Source organism: Bacillus sp. 275 (genome assembly GCF_001999205.1).
Lineage (GTDB): Bacteria > Bacillota > Bacilli > Bacillales > Bacillaceae > Bacillus > Bacillus velezensis.
Map to the genome: position 1 here is coordinate 2,115,932 of NZ_CP019626.1, position 15,939 is coordinate 2,131,870.

The window sequence follows — 15,939 nt, forward strand, 5'->3', positions numbered from 1 at the left end:
AATGATTACAAAACAAGGGGGAATCAGATTATGTCAGCTTTCACAAAATCTCAAGAAATTATCAGCCAAACTTCACATTACGGCGCGAACAACTATCATCCTCTGCCGATTGTTATTTCCGAAGCGCAGGGTGTTTGGGTAAAAGACCCTGAAGGTAATCAATATATGGATATGCTGAGTGCTTATTCTGCGGTGAACCAGGGGCACAGACATCCGAAGATCATTCAGGCGCTGAAGGATCAGGCGGATAAAATCACTCTGACGTCACGCGCGTTCCATAATGATCAGCTCGGTCCGTTTTATGAGAAAACAGCCAAGCTGACCGGAAAAGATATGATTCTGCCGATGAATACGGGGGCGGAAGCTGTTGAATCCGCTGTCAAAGCGGCGAGACGCTGGGCATATGAGGTCAAAGGAGTAGCGGATAATCAGGCGGAAATCATTGCGTGTATCGGCAACTTCCACGGCAGAACGATGCTTGCGGTATCCCTTTCTTCAGAAGATGAGTATAAACGCGGTTTCGGACCTATGCTTCCGGGTATAAAATTAATTCCATACGGAGACGCAGAAGCGCTGCGCAGGGCGATCACGCCGAACACAGCCGCTTTCTTATTCGAACCGATTCAGGGAGAAGCGGGCATCGTCATTCCGCCGGAAGGATTTTTACAAGAAGCGGCCGCCATTTGTAAGGAAGAAAATGTGCTTCTGATCGCTGATGAAATTCAGACGGGACTCGGCCGCACAGGGAAAACATTCGCGGTTGACTGGGAAAATATCGTACCGGATATGTTCATCTTAGGCAAAGCGCTCGGCGGGGGCGTCTTCCCGATTTCGTGCATTGCGGCGAACCGTGACATTCTCGGTGTGTTTAACCCGGGTTCCCACGGCTCGACATTCGGCGGAAACCCGCTCGCTTGCGCGGTATCGCTCGCATCTCTTGAAGTCCTTGAGGAAGAAGGGCTGGCAGAGCGTTCCCTTCAGCTTGGCCGTTATTTTAAAGAAGAGCTTGAGAAAATCGATAACCCTATCATAAAAGACGTGCGCGGACGCGGCCTGTTTATCGGCGTTGAACTGACAGAAGCGGCCCGCCCGTACTGTGAAAAGCTGAAAGGCGAAGGGCTTTTATGCAAAGAAACACATGATACCGTGATCCGTTTTGCACCGCCGTTAATGATTTCCAAGGAAGACTTGGACTGGGCGATCCAAAAGATCACAAACGTGCTTCAAAACGCGTAAAACCTTGATGCGGCAATGCTTTCCCTCGGCTTGTATGGAATTTACAAATAAAAAATTCAGCACACTCTATTTGCGCGGCGACAGTATTTTAGTATAATGTATCTTTATGTACGAAAATGAATTTCATATAACATTCATATACAAATAGAGGCTCTTTGGACAGCAAATCGGTTTCAAAGCACCGGCTTGGTTCCAATACAAGTTGCTGAAGGGGTGCAGAATAGTGAATACAAATCAAAAAGAGAATCAGCTTCAGCGCACAATGAAATCACGCCATTTGTTTATGATTTCTTTGGGCGGAGTGATCGGCACCGGGTTTTTCCTGAGTACCGGATTTACAATTAACCAGGCGGGACCGCTGGGCGCGGTTCTGTCTTATCTGGTCGGCGGTTTTATAATGTTTTTGACAATGCTCTGCTTAGGCGAGCTTGCGGTTGCCCTTCCCGTATCAGGGTCGTTTCAGACGTACGCAACCAAATTCATCAGCCCCGCTTTCGGTTTCGCATTCGGCTGGCTGTACTGGCTCGGCTGGGCGGTGACATGCGCCATTGAGTTTTTATCTGCGGGACAATTGATGCTCCGCTGGTTTCCGCATGTTCCCGTATGGGTGTGGTGCCTCGTGTTTGTCGGACTGATGTTTCTTTTGAACGCCATTACCACAAAAGCGTTCGCTGAGTCGGAATTTTGGTTTTCCGGTATTAAAATTTTAGTCATTCTGCTGTTTATTATTTTGGGCGGCGCCGCCATGTTCGGCCTGATTGACATGAAACACGGCGAGCAGGCTCCTTTCTTCTCTCATTTTTATGAGGATGGATTGTTTCCGAATGGCATTAAGGCTATGCTTATTACGATGATTACCGTAAACTTCGCGTTCCAGGGAACGGAGCTGATCGGGGTTGCCGCGGGAGAAAGTGAAAATCCCGAGAAAACGATTCCGCGCTCTATCCGGCAAACGGTATGGAGAACGCTGGTCTTTTTCGTTCTCTCCATCATCGTCATTGCCGGCATGATTCCTTGGAAGCAGGCGGGAGTGGTCGAAAGCCCGTTTGTCGTGGTGTTTGAACAAATCGGTATTCCATATGCCGCCGATATTATGAACTTTGTTATCTTAATTGCGCTGCTCTCAGTGGCCAACTCAGGCCTGTTTGCATCGACGCGTATCCTATATGCCATGGCGAACGAAGGACAAGCCTTTAAATCACTCGGCAAAACAAATAAACGCGGGGTGCCGATGAACGCTCTGATTGTGACGCTGGCCGTCGCCTGCCTGTCACTGCTGTCTAAAGTGGCAGCGCCGGAAACCGTTTATATGTTTCTCTTATCATTAGCCGGACTAAGCGCGCAGGTCGGCTGGATTACGATTTCCCTGTCACAGCTGATGTTCAGACGGAAATACATCCGCGAAGGCGGCAAAGTGGAAGACCTGAAGTTTAAAACACCGCTGTACCCGGTGCTGCCTATTATCGGGCTGACGTTAAACACGGTTGTTCTGATCAGCCTCGCATTTGATTCAGAACAGCGGCTCGCCCTTTATTGCGGCATCCCGTTCATGGCGGTGTGCGTTATCGTCTATCATCTGTATGTAAAAAAGCATAAGCAGTCAGAAAAACAGATAGAGCTTTAAATCTTTTCGTGTCCAAGTCATCTTTGAGAAACCCGCACAGGACAACATACAACATGTTGAGGTGGAAAAACGGATGAACAAGAATATCTCAGTTATTGGAATGCCGATGGATTTAGGACAAGCACGACGCGGAGTGGACATGGGCCCGAGCGCCATCCGCTACGCGCATCTCATTGAACGGTTATCTGACATGGGGTATGCGGTGGAAGACTTAGGCGACATCCCCGTCAATCGTGAAAAACTCAAAAATGATGAAGAGCTGAAAAATCTGAACTCTGTGCTCTCGGGGAACGAGCAGCTCGCCCAAAAGGTGGACAGCGTCATTGAGAATGAGCGGTTCCCTCTCGTCTTGGGCGGCGATCACAGCATCGCGATCGGAACGCTGACAGGAACGGCAAAGCACTATAAACAGCTCGGCGTCATCTGGTACGACGCGCACGGCGACTTAAACACGCTGGAAACATCGCCGTCAGGCAATATTCACGGAATGCCGCTGGCCGTCAGCCTCGGCGTCGGGCACGACACGCTGGTGAACCTGGGCGGGTATGCCCCGAAAATCAAGCCGGAGAACGTCGTCATCATCGGCGCGAGATCGCTTGATGAAGGTGAGCGTGAATACATTAAGGAAACAGGCATGAAGGTCTATACGATGCATGAGATTGACCGCCTCGGCATGACAAAGGTCATTGAAGAAACCATTGACTACTTGTCAGACTGTGACGGCGTTCATCTCAGCCTTGACCTCGACGGCCTTGATCCGAGCGACGCACCCGGCGTAGGCACACCTGTCGTCGGCGGCATCAGCTACCGTGAAAGCCATTTGGCAATGGAGATGCTGTATGATGCCGACATCATCACTTCAGCTGAATTTGTCGAAGTCAACCCGATCCTCGATCACAAAAACAAAACCGGCAAAACAGCGGTCGAGCTGGTGGAATCTTTGTTAGGAAAAAAACTGTTATAAAATATGCGCCTCCGCACCTGCGGAGGTTTTTTTGTTGCCACGAGGAAACTAGCGGGCTGCCACCCTCTTTTTGAACCTGTAAATATGATATATTTATTACACAAAATGGGAAAGGGAGGTGTCCTGACAGATGGCTGAAGTGATGGCCCACGAAACAGTTGCGAAAAAAATCAGTGACTGGTATGAGGAAATCAAAAAGCACAACACCGAATCGGCTGAGGCGTTAAGAGAACAACTGCTTACGGATCTGCAAAATATGACACAAAATCAAACGGTGCTCCTTTATTTTAATTTAATTGATTCCCGCTATAAGCTTTTAATGGAAGAGTATGAGAAAACAGACGGCATTTTAAAAACGATCCAGCTGAACGCCGATAAAGAAAAAACAGACCAGATGATTCAATACTATTATTATTTCTTTTCCGGAATGCACGAGTTTTACCGTAAACGGTTTATGAACGCCATTAATTTTTACCGGATTGCTGAAAGCAGGCTCCGGCACATACCGAATGAGATTGAAAGAGCCGAGTTTAATTATCAAGTGGCGATTGCCTACTATGAAATCCGCCAAAACTACTTTGCGATGAACCACGCGGAAAAAGCGTTGGAGATCTACAAAGCCAATGAAATGTACGCGGTCAGAGAAGCACAGTGTTTAATGGTGATCGGCTGTAACAGAATGGACTTGTTTCACTATCAGAAAGCCGAAGAGCTCCTGCAGACGGCGGTTCATCAAGCCGCCAAAGCGGGCGATCCGCATATTGAGGCGCTCGCCCACTTTAACGCAGGCATTTGTTATGAAAGACAGGAAAAGCTTGAGGAGGCGCGGGTCGAGTTTGAAACGGCTCTCGATCAAAAGGAGCATTTGCGATCAGCGTATTCGGTGCGGAGTCTGTACATGCTGGCCAGAGTATTGTTGAAGCAGGAACAGGCGGATGAGGGCCGGTTTTGGCTGCATAAAGCGCTGAATGCCGCTGAAGAAAAAAACGAACCCGTATACACCCAAAAGCTGCGCATCTTACAGCATGTCTTTATTGACCGCAATGAAGAAGCGCTTGAATCAGCTTTCGCCGAGTTAAGAAGGAAAGAGCTGTGGAGTGACGTTTCCGATTTGTCGTATCAGGCCGCGGCGCATTTTAAAAAACAGGAGAAATACAAACCGGCGGCGAAGTATTTTCAGGAATCAATTGATGCCAATGACCAAATTTTGAGATTAACGGAGGGGATTCGTAATGAAAACATGTAAATTCATTGTACTCTCAGCAGCCTTGGCAAGTCTCATTTCGATTGGATTATTTGCGCAAACTGGTTCAACGGCACAAGCCGAACAAATCATAAAACCGGCGGAAAACGGAGCCTTCGGATAATACTTCATGATACCGCTTTCAATCTGTGTTTCGTAAGGAGTGATTTAATGGCTATCACGCTGCAGCCGATGACAGAACAAGAATTTCAGTCCTATCTCGCTCATTCAACCAAGCATTACGCTGAAGAAAAGGTAAAAGCGGGAACGTGGCTGCCTGACGAAGCGCCGGAATTAGCCGAGCTGGCGTTTAATGACCTGCTTCCTGAAGGCTTGGAGACGGCCGATCACTATTTATGGACGCTGACATTGGACGGAAAGGAAAATGCCGGCTGGCTGTGGCTGCACGCCGATCCGGACCACCCGCAGCAGGACGCATTTATTTATGATTTCGGCCTTCATCCGCCTTTCCGCGGCAAAGGCTATGCAAAAGAGGCGCTCGCAAGGCTGGAGGACAAAGCCAAAGACCTGGGTGTCCGCAAGATTTCTCTCCATGTGTTCGCTCATAACGAAACGGCGCGCAAGCTGTATGAGAAGACGGGATTTCTGGAGACGGATGTCATCATGAGCAAAAAGCTGTCATGAAAAGAGGCCCGCACGATGGGGCCTCTTTTGTTATTCATCTAACAATGTCATCATGTGTTCCGGATAACGCTCGCCGGCCGCCGTGCCGATCGGAAACATCTCATCCAACCGCGCCTTCACATCCTCGGGAAGCACAATGTCGAGAGCGGCGAGGTTCTCTTCCAAGTAGTGTTTCTTTTTTGTACCCGGAATCGGAATAAGGTCATCGCCGTTTGCAAGAACCCATGCGAGCGCAAGCTGAGGCGCGGTGATATTCATTTCCCGGGCAATGGCGGTAAGTTTTTGGACGAGCCCTATATTCACCGCCAAATTGTCTCCCTGGAATCTCGGCGTTCTTCTTCTGTAATCATCGGCATCCAGCTGCTCGGTCGACGTCATCTTTCCGGAAAGAAAACCTCTGCCGAGCGGACTGTAAGGCACAAATGAAATGCCGAGCTCACGGCAGGCGGGCAGCACATGCTCCTCTGCTTCCCTGCTCCATAAAGAATATTCCGATTGAAGCGCGGCAATCGGGTGAATGCGGACGGCGCGCCTGATCGTTTCTGCGGAAGCCTCTGACAATCCGATATACCTCACCTTTCCTTCGTCTATCAGCTCCTTCATGGCGCCTACAGTTTCTTCAATCGGCACCCGCGGATCAACCCGGTGCAGATAGTAAAGGTCGATATAATCCGTTCCGAGACGTTTCAGACTGGCATCACACGCTTTTTTCACATAATCGGGCCGTCCGTTAATTTCGATAAACTCACCCTTTTCGCTTCGGACATAACCGAATTTCGTCGCGAGGTAAAGCTCCTTTCTGAATGGGGCGAGTGCTCTGCCGACAAGCTCTTCATTTGCACCCAATCCATATTGATCAGCCGTATCAAACAAATTCACGCCGAGATGAACGGCATGATGCAGTGTGGAAATCGACTCTTCCTCACTCTGGCTGCCGTAGTATTCCGACATGCCCATGCACCCTAAACCCATTGCGGAAACCCGCATCGAACCGATCGTTCTGTCCTTCATATGTCCTCCCCCTTTCTTGTATGATAACCGGATTTCCTGATATTTGAAAATGATTTATGCATATGATTTACATATTGTTATAAAATTTTTAAAAATCTGTAAATTATCTATTTTTTTATCGCAATTCCGTCATATAATACAAATGTGGAAAAATTATACTCAAAGAAAAGAGGCGAAGTAATATGTGTAAAAAGCTGTTCAAAGCCATCCTCCCGTTTGCCCTGTCATTCACCATGGTTCTGTCGTTCTCCGGTTTGAATGTAAAAGCGAAAGAAACAGAAGCAGCCCGCTACGCAAAAGAAATCGCAGACCTTCAGCAGGGCACGACTCCTCAAGACGTTCTCCAATCCGCCAAAGAGCTTGCCAAACAGAAGCACGTTTCAACAGAAGCAATTCTCAAGCAGTTTCATCAAGAAATCACGGCAGACAAGGTGCAGGGAAATGTAACCGCTTCCAAAGAAGGGCTCTCTGCGATGGGCGGATCGTCAGGAACCAAAAAACTTCCGAAAAGCACAAAAGGCAATATTTATTACACGAACTCATACACGGCTTATTACAACCACGGGCATGTCGGCATGTATTCATCCGCTGATAAAATTGTGGAATCCGTGCCGGGAGACGGCGTCCGCCAGATTGCTTATAACGGCAGAGAAGTCGAAGACAATTCAATCGTTCAGACCGTGAAAGTTACCGATGCCCAAAAACAAGCCGCCGCTGACTGGGCTGTATCAAGAGTCGGTGATGAGTACTCCTTCAACTTCGTCAATAACAGAAATACGGGCCATGAAGGCGCCAAAAACTGCTCAAAACTGCTGTGGTCGGCATTCCTCTTAAAAGCCGGGATTGATATCGACTCTAATGGCGGCTTAGGCGTATACCCGCGCGACATCACAAGCTCGTCCTACACAACCACGATTCTGACCATTCACTAAGGAGAACAACGTGAAAAAAATCATCTGGATACCCTTAGTGATCATCGCCGCCGCAGCGGTCTTATGCTTCTTCTATTTCCGCACGGAAGACCCTGCGGAGGTTGCGAGAGACACATTAAATGACCCTGATTTTCTGAAAGATAAAGAGGCGCTGCTGTATTTCTCCACGGCGGCTGACCAAGACACGTTCGGCGGCGGAAAAAGCTACGCCCTCTTCGCCGATGACAAAGGACGGCTCTCTTCTTATCACATGAAGGGGCTTGAGCTCGGATCGGCCAAAGTGCATGACGGCAGCGTGCTGCTGGAGGACAAAAAAGGAATCTATACCGTTCAGGACGGCCTTCACACGTATAAAAGAGCGTACCAGCATACGGGAGACAGCGCGGGATATATCGAACGGGCGAAAGGCTTTTACACGCTGTATAATTCGGGCTACGACAAGAGCGGCGGCAGCTATCGCTCAGAGCTGTACCGCCAGATTGACGGCAAGTGGAAGCAAAACGTCATCCCGCACTACATCCGCGCTTCAGGCTTTTTTAAAGATCATCTTTTCGCGCTCACGCCGACAGATGACGAAAAAGGCTATCACATCCAAGACATTCAGGCTGATAAAGAGAAGCTCCATACAAAATCAATCGCGACATGGACATATAAAGAAGGCACGTCTGTCGAATCCCAGCTCGCCGCGGACGACAGCGCCGTCTGCTTTGTCACCAGAGGGGAAAAAGCAGATCACATCTATCAAATGGTGAAAGTCATGAAAAACAGCGGCGCCATCAAAACGTATGACATCGCCGCTTATAAAAATGACGAACAGACGATCTATGACTCCATGCCGTTCAGCTTCAAAAAAAGCTTTTTCATGGAGCGGCGCAGCTTCTATTTCGTTGACGGCTTCGGAAACGTGTACCGTATCAACTCTGAGACCGGAAAAAGCAAAAAAGCCTTCAAGCTCCCCGCATCACGAATGAAAGCCGACTTCAAGGAGCTGACCCATCAAAACGGAAAGCTGTATCTGTTCACGTACAGCTACAAAAAGCCCGCCAAAATCGAATCCTTCGACCTGAAAACGGGCAAAAAGCTGAACGACCTGACCATCCCAAATTTAAAAAACATCGTCACGCCGAAAAGCCATCTCAAGCTGTATGATGTGCAGGTGATGGATGGGTTTGAGAAGGAAAAGCAGTCATCATAATGAAAACACAAACTTTGGATTATATAAACAAAAAAACCTTTTATTGGTTTACTTGTACTCGTTTGAGGATATAGAGTAGTAGACTGAATAAAAGGAGGATATATAGTGAAAAAACGTTTCAAATGGTTTGTGGGAGTAGTTATTTTTGTTTTTATGTTCAGTTTTTCAGGTGTGACAGAAGCTATTAGTACAAAGACAATAAAAGATGAAATCACATGCCCTGTCTGTGATAAAACGATTAAGTCTGAAGGAAGTAAAAAAGACAGACAAAAAGCTTTGGGTATCGTCAAAGACAGAGATGATTTGGATATGGATAAAACAGAAGTCTTTGTGACTGTTTTAAATAATAAAGATCATAAGATTGCATTGGTTCATTATGAAGATCAACAAAATCATTCATTTGCGCAGAGGTATATTAATTTAAACACTGAGCAAATCGTTTTATCCGTAGAGGGTAAAGGAAAGTGGGACAAAGAAAAAAAAGAAGGAAACTTCAAATTAAGAGTGGGAGATAAAGAAATTATTAATGAAGATTTTAATCAAGATGGATTAAAAGGCAAGGGGAATAATGCTTTATTGAACTCTGTCAAAAAAGCATCTCCGGCAAAATCAAAATTGGAGTCCTGTAACGATTTAGTCACAAAAATGCTGGGGCTGGGATCCAGTATTGCTTGCGCAGGTGCTTGTATGGCTGTCGGAGGTGCTGTCGGCGCAGTAGTGTGCTCGCCTTTATGTTTAGCAATTGAAAATGGAGTTGGCGAAGCAGGTGCTAAAGAAATTTGTGAACAATTCTTTGGTTGAAATATGCAGATTTGAAAAGAGCTTGCCGCTTTTGGTAAGCTTTTTATAATGAAACGTTACTGTAAGAAAGAAGGTGTTCATTTGAAATCATTCAGTATCTTCTTATTGTTGTCCGTCATTTGTATAACCATTGTTTTTGTCATAATGAATATGTTGATTGGATACCCTGATGTGAGCAACGGGGCATTGATTATGATTGTATATATCGTTGTGATCCTTATGATAAGGCTATATAACAAGAGAAAAGCCGACCGAACATAGAGATAGAGGAATTTAGGAGGGAGCCGATGAAGAAAAAGCTTGCCGCGGTGACCGTAACCATTCTCCTGGTTTCCGTAATAACCAACTCTTTTTTAAACGGCGGAAAGCCGGACTGGATTGATGTTTGCTCTACACTGCTGGCGTGTCTATTAGGAATTCTGTTCGTCCTTCGCTTAGAAAAAAGAGAAAACACGTAAAGAGCCGGATGCTGAAAACACCGGCTCTTTTTGCGCGTGATTTGCCGAATTGTGGATAAAACTCAGCCCGAAGCACTACTAACATGTGTATAAATAGGTTATATTGAAAAGAGAACAATTGCCGCGTGCAAAAGAAAACCGGAGGACGTAACGATGAAAACCGCTTATTATTCTTGTGAAGAACATATTGAAACCGTGCTGGACATGTACATAGATGATCATGAGCTTCCGCCCGAAATCAGAAAAATCGAACATACTAACAGTTTATCCACAGCCTGTGAATTATGTGGGGACACTGCAACATATCTAGTAGGGAACGAATGATCCTACACAAAATACAGAAAAGATATCCACAATTGTGGACAATATATATGAATAACTTGTTTCTAAAGTGGGGATGACCTGTGAATATCAATATTGTGACCATTGGAAAGCTAAAAGAAAAATACCTCAAGCAAGGCATTGAAGAATACAAAAAACGACTCTCAGCCTACGCAAAAATCGACATCATCGAACTCCCGGACGAAAAAGCGCCGGAAAACCTGAGCGACCAAGACATGAAAATCGTCAAAGACAAAGAAGGCGAACGCATCCTGGCCAAAATCAGCCCGGACACCCACGTCATCGCCCTCGCCATCGAAGGAAAAATGAAAACATCCGAAGAACTGGCCGATACAATAGATAAGCTGGCGACTTATGGAAAAAGCAAAATCACCTTCGTCATCGGCGGCTCACTAGGACTAAGCGACGCCGTCATGAAACGGGCAGATGACAAACTGTCATTTTCAAAAATGACATTTCCTCATCAGCTCATGCGGCTCATACTAGTTGAGCAGATTTATCGGGCGTTTCGGATTAATCGTGGTGAGCCTTATCATAAGTGAGTGGGGTTTTGATTAATTATATAAAGTGATTATGAAAGAAAGAGTCACTCAACTATTGAACGACTCTTTCTAAACGAAATAAAAACTGATTTTTTTACCATTCATTTATTAATCGTACTAACTTGTATAATTCTTTTTTATTAGATGTCCTCTACACCAAAATACTTATACAAGCCTTTTTCAATGCAATCTTCCAATGTTCCACCACAAAGTTCTGCAACTGACATTATATCAATGTCTTTAAAGCGAAATTTATTTGAATAACTATTAATAGATATGCTTATTTTTAATCTATTTGCATCACTTAAAATCTCTTTTTTTACTGCATTATTGCTATGTACAATATTATTTCTGACATTCAACCAAAACCTTATTAATTCATACTTTTTTGTCCCAACAATAAAGTGGTTTTCTTGCTTTTCAATGTATTTTTCGAAATATTTAAGGTATTTAACTATACCATTATCACTTCTATTCATAACATCTTTCATTTCAGGAAGTGATGGTTCAGATTCAATGAGTTTCTTGGTCAGGCTAAATAAAGTCGATTCCAATAAACTTAGAAACATTACAATAGATGCTAAAGAATTCATTTCACCCTCTAATTCTATTTGTTTTAATTTGAACTCCCTTTCGGACACATGACGAGATTGAATAACATCTACCCATTCCAATTCATCCGGGTCTTTCGTCTGTTCTCTTAATCTTTGATACTTTTCCAACATTTCTCGAGATTCTTTTAATTTCGAATCAATTTCCAATTTAAGTCTACTACCATTTTTTTTTGAAGACCTTAATATTGATAAAGATTCTAAGTAGTATGTATCTACAATACTATATAAATCTCTTATCAAAAGGGACGGTAAATTATCTTGTACTTGGCTTATATGAGAAAGATGCGACATTGAAAAATAAAATTTCTGTATTGGAATTTCCTCGATATTTTCTATCTCCATAAGCATTAAGCACCTCCGCAATTCCTTATATATTTTATTATCTAATTTTCCCATTCGAATCTATACTAATGTGCATTACTAATAGAATAATAGGTAAATTCTAGGTATAATATACTCTCATGTAAATACAGTTCTTAAAAGAAATACTCATTTCATCATTAGAGATTCTAAAAAAATCACTAATATTTTCTTATTAACATGCTTTTTTAAAAAAAGAAAATGAAACTGGGCATCACCTAAATGTGTAAAAAGTTATAATATAAATTGATTAAATTTTAAAAGAATTTATATTACTGCTAATCTTTCCTTCAAGATATATTGATACAATACCTGATATATTCGATATTAGTAATGTACACCATCTTTAGCCAATGAGTACTTAGAAGAAGAAAACACTAAAAAACGGAAAATTAGAAGATTGCTTTTTAAAAGAAATCTTTCTTGTTGCACATGGAAGGTATGAAAATAAATGGAGTAATCCCCACTTAGAAACTTTACAAGTAATATTAAAACGAAAATTTATTTATTTGTTAATGGATTTTGTGTTGTAATCTGATGATTGAGAGAATAAAAATGGGAAATGTTTGCTAAACAAATAGACCTATGCTATAATTTAGAAAAGGTCGAAAATTGTAGAAGTATGAGGCTGTGTTATTAATTGAATTTTCTTTTATTTAAAAATGTTGCCGCATTTTTAAATAAAAATATCTTTTAGTCTTACTAATAATTTTTATAACTAATTGACTTTTAAAAGAATAACATAGTGTGGTAAAAAAATCAACACCTATTAAGTTTGTTTAAAATATAGTAAAAAATTACAGGAATGTTAATTTGGAGTAAGACAAACTTAGACCTCTATCTTTTATTTCTTCGGCTTAATAACCAACAAGAAAGCAGGAGATATATTGGCAATATTAACAGCAAGGTTTATTAAAGATGGAATAGAAAAGGAATATGAAAAGAGTGATATCACGCCCGACTTATATAATGAAACCTTAAAAGGTTATCTCTATTGTCCTACTAAGAATTGCGGTGCAAGGGTTATTTATAATTCTGGTGTAAAAAGCTTTTTAAGAACATGGAATATGGATAACCATATTGACGATTGTATTCATGGTTTTACGAGAGCTAAAAAAAGGGTAGGTGTTGATACTACTCAATTTATTAATGTTGAACTCACTGCTGAGAGGAAAAAAAGGGCTTTAAAAGAAGCTTATAAGCTATATACTATGTCTGATGATGAAAAGACAATAGAGAAAACAAAGAAACCAACCAGAAAAAATAATCCGACTACTGTTGGAAAGGAATCTGTTCCCGTGACTCACGCTGTTTTACAAGATGGAGATCAGCCTGAAGAGGTAACTAATCGAAGGATAGGTATTAGAGGACCAAACCTCCCCAAAAGGACAGTGGATATGTTAAAGGATATTGATAATGGAAAACCTCGTTTAGTAATGGGAAAAGTAAAGAGTGTGAAATTAATAGAATCGATAGCTGATATCATTGTGGAAGAGGGTAAAACAAATATCCATGTTAAGTTTGAAGAAGTATTCATAAATAATAGTCCAGCTTATTTAGGGTTATTTCATCACATTTTAAAGTATCAAAAAGAAAACAAAAATCAGGATATTGTATTCACTGGGATTGGAGAAGTGAGGAGATCCAAAGTTAATGGAGATTTAGAACTTTCCGTTTTTTATGGAACTGATTTTTCTATAGACGGAATGGATTTAATAAAGCTATCAATGAGGAAATCTTAAAGTAGAATTTACTAAGAAAGTCGTTCAACTATTCAATGGGCGACTTTTTTAATTATCTTTCCATGATAATGTGAGGAAAACATTTAAACTAAAATTTAATAATATATGGATTAACTGATTTTTATTCATACTCTTCTAAATGTAAATTGCATTTTATCGAGTGATCAATAAATGAGTCACTCCTTCTTTAGACTTAAAATTTGAGGTTGCTCCGGCATCTGAGTTTTTTAATGAAGAGGGAGGACGCATTTGGTGTTTTAAGGAGTTAAAGGTATTATCCCTTGTCGGCTGTAAGTCATCGTACCTGTTTCACGATTAGCCCGTGTAAAAATGAAAAGGGCACGAACATGTTGATTTCTATAAAAATAAAATTGAATTCAATTTTATTAGTCATACCTTAAACGTCTTTTTATTTACTCAATCGACATTTTATGAGCAGATGAAATAAGTATTTCTTGAAGTCTCCCAAGCATGATTTCGTTTAGTTCAATTTGTAGGTAAGCTTCTATTATCAATTCTAAATGCAAAGATGTAAATGTATAACAGACCCATCTCTAGAAAGGCGATTCTACCTAAAAAAACAGCGTTTGTATTGGTTTTCATTCTTCTCTTACATATTAATAACGTCATGGTTATCTTCCACGGAATTTAGTCTGTTTGCTGATCATTCATTTTTCAAAATTTGTTTTCATTTAAAATAATGTTTGCGGTTTGCAGTGCTAAATGAAATAAAAAAAGAGCTCAAGGAATCATCCCTAAACCTCATACCCTCACTTCATATACCGATACTCCCGTAGCCTCTTCAAAATAGCCACTTCCCTCAACAATTCCTCTCCCACATTCGTTTCCTTCACTTTCTACCGCTCAAGCTCTTTGTCCACTAATCGTTTCACCGTTAAGACGTCGGTGCCGGTGATCAGAACTTCTGCCTTTGAGTCAAAGTGTTTATCAGCACCTAGCTGCATGCCGTAGGAGTTGTATAAGAGCGTTTAGCCGACAATGCCTGTTGTGGATTGGCAGGCTTTGGAGAAGCCGCCGTCGATGACGATCATTTTTCCGTTTCCTAATGTCTACCCCGCCCAAAAAGAAGCCATCATTCAAGAATCCCCCTTCGAACAACAGCTTCTTCCGCATTTTCCCTACGACAGTATAAATCCCTTTCCGTCACGGAAACCTAGTGGAAAAGGTTTCTGAAAGGAGGGGGCGTATGATGAAAAGTGAAAAAATTCAAAACAAAACATCTTTGGTTTGGAAGATGGCGATTGCATCTGCTGTTTCGTGGGAAGCGGCAAAACTGGTTGGCTCTGATCACCCCTATTTAGCGCCTCTTTCTGTTATCTTATGTTTGCAGCCAACGATAGATCAGTCAATTCGCTTTTCTTTTCATCGTATTGCGGGAACTGCGATTGGGATCATGCTAACGTCCTATCTTGTCAGTCACTTGCCAATGAATGGCTGGATGCTGGGGCTGTTCCTATTAGGCGGTACTTACATTGCGAAGTGGTTACGAATAGATGTAACGGTTCTACATCAGGTAGCGCTCACCATTTTGTTGGTCTTTACGTTTGAACGAAACGCTAAAGATTATGCATTCGACCGAATCATCGATACGGTGATCGGCGTCATTATCGCCATTCTGGTTCACATGTTCCTTTTTCCGCCGGACTACACAAAAAAGGCAGCGGACTCTTTTCAAACATTGGCTCGTCAGCTTTCCGGCACACTTTCAGACCTTTCCAAATGGGTGCAATCAGAGTGGGGACAAGGAAAAGGAAACCTCATGGCGTATAGAATGAACCATCTTCTGCAGGAGCTGCATACGGCAAAAGAGATGCTGCAAACAGCCTCTGACAGCTTAAAATTCAACCCCGTCAGAAAAAAACATAAAATCATCATTTCAAGCTATCAAATAGAGATGCAAAAGTTGAACGCCGGATTTGAGTATCTGTCAAATATAGTGAAAACGTTAAAAGATTGGGAAAAAGAAGGAGCTTTATCTTCAAGTGACAAAAGGGAGCTGGGGAATGATTTACAAGTGTTAAGTGAATACTTTGCGGGTTTTATAGGAATACAGCAGGGTGAAACAGACAATTGGAAACAGAAGGAACAGGACATGTTATTGGAATCTCTCCGCTCCGACATGCTGTCGCACCCGCCGCCCGGTCATAAGGTCTATAAAGACTCTTTTTTTTTAGAAACGAAAAAATTGCTGAAGCGTTTGTAATGTTTT

The 15,939-nt window shown here is 42.7% G+C and carries 16 protein-coding genes and 1 pseudogene; 14 read left to right on the plus strand and 3 right to left on the minus strand.

Annotated elements, in window-relative coordinates; genetic code table 11:
- The first annotated feature begins 30 nt into the window (after window positions 1–30).
- The 6 genes from BZ167_RS10155 (at window position 31) to BZ167_RS10175 (ending at window position 5,712) form a co-directional block, all read left to right on the plus strand.
- On the plus strand, window positions 31–1,236 hold the full coding sequence (locus BZ167_RS10155) for an ornithine--oxo-acid transaminase (protein ID WP_004393130.1): 1,206 nt from the start codon (window positions 31–33) through the stop codon (window positions 1,234–1,236).
- A gap of 223 nt (window positions 1,237–1,459) precedes the next feature.
- Window positions 1,460–2,860 carry an amino acid permease gene (locus BZ167_RS10160; RefSeq protein ID WP_015418603.1) on the plus strand — a complete coding sequence of 467 codons (1,401 nt, stop codon included), beginning with the start codon at window positions 1,460–1,462 and terminating at the stop codon, window positions 2,858–2,860.
- A gap of 73 nt (window positions 2,861–2,933) precedes the next feature.
- Complete coding sequence (rocF, locus tag BZ167_RS10165; protein WP_007407883.1) at window positions 2,934–3,824, plus strand: arginase; 891 nt, start codon at window positions 2,934–2,936, stop codon at window positions 3,822–3,824.
- Between the two features lie 130 nt (window positions 3,825–3,954).
- Window positions 3,955–5,070 carry a response regulator aspartate phosphatase gene (locus tag BZ167_RS10170; RefSeq protein ID WP_039253203.1) on the plus strand — a complete coding sequence of 372 codons (1,116 nt, stop codon included), beginning with the start codon at window positions 3,955–3,957 and terminating at the stop codon, window positions 5,068–5,070.
- Entirely contained in the window at window positions 5,057–5,191 is a 135-nt protein-coding gene (locus BZ167_RS20600) for a hypothetical protein (protein ID WP_007407881.1), read from the plus strand. The genes BZ167_RS10170 and BZ167_RS20600 overlap by 14 nt, the downstream gene beginning before the upstream one ends.
- Before the next feature lie 47 nt (window positions 5,192–5,238).
- Complete coding sequence (locus BZ167_RS10175) at window positions 5,239–5,712, plus strand: GNAT family N-acetyltransferase (RefSeq protein WP_015418601.1); 474 nt, start codon at window positions 5,239–5,241, stop codon at window positions 5,710–5,712.
- 30 nt (window positions 5,713–5,742) lie between these two features.
- Here BZ167_RS10175 and BZ167_RS10180 read toward each other — a convergent pair whose 3' ends face one another.
- Window positions 5,743–6,723 carry an aldo/keto reductase gene (locus BZ167_RS10180; RefSeq protein WP_069007584.1) on the minus strand — a complete coding sequence of 327 codons (981 nt, stop codon included), beginning with the start codon at window positions 6,721–6,723 and terminating at the stop codon, window positions 5,743–5,745.
- A 233-nt stretch (window positions 6,724–6,956) separates the two neighbouring features.
- On the opposite strand from BZ167_RS10180, the gene BZ167_RS10185 reads away from it, so the two are divergent.
- The 6 genes from BZ167_RS10185 (at window position 6,957) to rlmH (ending at window position 10,993) form a co-directional block, all read left to right on the plus strand.
- Window positions 6,957–7,655: a hypothetical protein gene (locus BZ167_RS10185; RefSeq protein WP_370529540.1), complete on the plus strand. Its 699-nt coding sequence runs from the start codon at window positions 6,957–6,959 to the stop codon at window positions 7,653–7,655.
- Window positions 7,656–7,665: 10 nt separating this feature from the next.
- Window positions 7,666–8,850, plus strand: coding sequence for a hypothetical protein (locus tag BZ167_RS10190; protein ID WP_077392046.1), 1,185 nt, complete (start codon window positions 7,666–7,668; stop codon window positions 8,848–8,850).
- A 105-nt stretch (window positions 8,851–8,955) separates the two neighbouring features.
- A complete protein-coding gene (locus BZ167_RS10195; RefSeq protein WP_042635658.1) occupies window positions 8,956–9,651 on the plus strand; it encodes a hypothetical protein in 696 nt (231 codons plus the stop codon).
- Between the two features lie 287 nt (window positions 9,652–9,938).
- On the plus strand, window positions 9,939–10,109 hold the full coding sequence (locus BZ167_RS20330) for a hypothetical protein (RefSeq protein ID WP_007407875.1): 171 nt from the start codon (window positions 9,939–9,941) through the stop codon (window positions 10,107–10,109).
- A gap of 153 nt (window positions 10,110–10,262) precedes the next feature.
- Window positions 10,263–10,433: a CxxH/CxxC protein gene (locus BZ167_RS10205; RefSeq protein ID WP_004393147.1), complete on the plus strand. Its 171-nt coding sequence runs from the start codon at window positions 10,263–10,265 to the stop codon at window positions 10,431–10,433.
- Window positions 10,434–10,513: 80 nt separating this feature from the next.
- Window positions 10,514–10,993, plus strand: coding sequence for a 23S rRNA (pseudouridine(1915)-N(3))-methyltransferase RlmH (rlmH, locus tag BZ167_RS10210; RefSeq protein WP_013354196.1), 480 nt, complete (start codon window positions 10,514–10,516; stop codon window positions 10,991–10,993).
- A gap of 140 nt (window positions 10,994–11,133) precedes the next feature.
- Here rlmH and BZ167_RS10215 read toward each other — a convergent pair whose 3' ends face one another.
- Window positions 11,134–11,955: a hypothetical protein gene (locus tag BZ167_RS10215; RefSeq protein WP_053573869.1), complete on the minus strand. Its 822-nt coding sequence runs from the start codon at window positions 11,953–11,955 to the stop codon at window positions 11,134–11,136.
- Between the two features lie 899 nt (window positions 11,956–12,854).
- Here BZ167_RS10215 and BZ167_RS10220 point away from each other — a divergent pair.
- A complete protein-coding gene (locus BZ167_RS10220) occupies window positions 12,855–13,709 on the plus strand; it encodes a hypothetical protein (protein ID WP_207719753.1) in 855 nt (284 codons plus the stop codon).
- A gap of 770 nt (window positions 13,710–14,479) precedes the next feature.
- Here BZ167_RS10220 and BZ167_RS10225 read toward each other — a convergent pair.
- Window positions 14,480–14,770 (minus strand): annotated as a pseudogene (locus tag BZ167_RS10225) (fructose-bisphosphatase class III); the annotation flags it as partial.
- Between the two features lie 146 nt (window positions 14,771–14,916).
- Here BZ167_RS10225 and BZ167_RS10230 point away from each other — a divergent pair.
- Entirely contained in the window at window positions 14,917–15,933 is a 1,017-nt protein-coding gene (locus BZ167_RS10230; RefSeq protein WP_077392047.1) for an FUSC family protein, read from the plus strand.
- Window positions 15,934–15,939 lie beyond the last annotated feature (6 nt).

Bases quoted from the DNA above. Each gene is read 5' to 3' on its own strand.
- BZ167_RS10185 (WP_370529540.1), top strand. From the start codon at position 6,957: ATGGTTCTGTCGTTCTCCGGTTTGAATGTAAAAGCGAAAGAAACAGAA.
- BZ167_RS10180 (WP_069007584.1), bottom strand. From the start codon at position 6,723: ATGAAGGACAGAACGATCGGTTCGATGCGGGTTTCCGCAATGGGTTTA.
- BZ167_RS10205 (WP_004393147.1), top strand. From the start codon at position 10,263: ATGAAAACCGCTTATTATTCTTGTGAAGAACATATTGAAACCGTGCTG.
- BZ167_RS10170 (WP_039253203.1), top strand. From the start codon at position 3,955: ATGGCTGAAGTGATGGCCCACGAAACAGTTGCGAAAAAAATCAGTGAC.
- BZ167_RS10175 (WP_015418601.1), top strand. From the start codon at position 5,239: ATGGCTATCACGCTGCAGCCGATGACAGAACAAGAATTTCAGTCCTAT.
- BZ167_RS20330 (WP_007407875.1), top strand. From the start codon at position 9,939: ATGAAGAAAAAGCTTGCCGCGGTGACCGTAACCATTCTCCTGGTTTCC.
- BZ167_RS10215 (WP_053573869.1), bottom strand. From the start codon at position 11,955: ATGCTTATGGAGATAGAAAATATCGAGGAAATTCCAATACAGAAATTT.
- BZ167_RS10230 (WP_077392047.1), top strand. From the start codon at position 14,917: ATGATGAAAAGTGAAAAAATTCAAAACAAAACATCTTTGGTTTGGAAG.
- BZ167_RS10155 (WP_004393130.1), top strand. From the start codon at position 31: ATGTCAGCTTTCACAAAATCTCAAGAAATTATCAGCCAAACTTCACAT.
- rocF (WP_007407883.1), top strand. From the start codon at position 2,934: ATGAACAAGAATATCTCAGTTATTGGAATGCCGATGGATTTAGGACAA.
- BZ167_RS20600 (WP_007407881.1), top strand. From the start codon at position 5,057: ATGAAAACATGTAAATTCATTGTACTCTCAGCAGCCTTGGCAAGTCTC.